Origin of the sequence: Bradyrhizobium sp. Y36 (genome assembly GCF_002531575.1) — a bacterium.
Classification (GTDB): domain Bacteria; phylum Pseudomonadota; class Alphaproteobacteria; order Rhizobiales; family Xanthobacteraceae; genus Bradyrhizobium.
Genome location: NZ_NWTI01000053.1, coordinates 1 through 902 on the forward strand (window position 1 = coordinate 1; position 902 = coordinate 902).

Annotated in this window: 1 protein-coding gene; it reads left to right on the plus strand. The window is 61.9% G+C overall.

The window, feature by feature from the left end; translation table 11 throughout:
* A partial coding sequence (locus CO669_RS34805; RefSeq protein WP_143278784.1) for an ABC transporter substrate-binding protein occupies nucleotides 1-902 on the plus strand: 902 nt, incomplete at both ends.

A 902-nucleotide genomic window follows, 5' to 3' on the forward strand; every position in this document is an offset into this window, starting at 1 on the left:
ACCCACGAATACGAATCGCAGACGCTGGCCAAGGCGTTCTCCGAGCTCACCGGGATCAAGCTCAAGCACGACATCATCCAGGAAGGTGACGTCGTCGAGAAGCTGCAGACCCAGATGCAGTCCGGCAAGAACGTCTATGACGGCTGGATCAACGATAGCGACCTGATCGGCACGCACTTCCGTTACGGCCAGACGATCGTGCTGTCGGACTACATGACCGGCGAGGGCAAGGACGTCACCGACCCCATGCTCGACGTCAACGACTTCATCGGCAAGTCGTTCACGACCGGCCCCGACGGCAAGCTGTATCAGCTGCCGGACCAGCAGTTCGCCAACCTCTACTGGTTCCGCTACGACTGGTTCACCAACCCCGACTACAAGGCCAAGTTCAAGGCCAAGTATGGCTACGAGCTCGGCGTGCCCGTGAACTGGTCCGCCTATGAGGACATCGCCGAGTTCTTCACGAACGACATCAAGGAGATCAACGGCGTCAAGGTCTACGGCCATATGGACTATGGCAAGAAGGACCCCTCGCTCGGATGGCGCTTCACCGACGCCTGGCTGTCGATGGCCGGCAACGGCGACAAGGGCATTCCGAACGGTCTGCCGGTCGACGAGTGGGGCATCCGCATGGAAGGCTGCCGCCCTGTCGGCTCCTCGGTCGAGCGTGGTGGCGACACCAACGGTCCGGCCGCGGTCTACTCGATCACCAAGTACCTCGAGTGGCTGAAGAAGTATGCGCCGCCGCAGGCGCAGGGCATGACGTTCTCCGAAGCTGGTCCCGTGCCGGCCCAGGGCAACATCGCCCAGCAGATGTTCTGGTACACCGCCTTCACCGCCGACATGGTGAAGCCGGGCATCGCCGTGATGAACGCGGACGGTACGCCGAAATGGCGTATGGC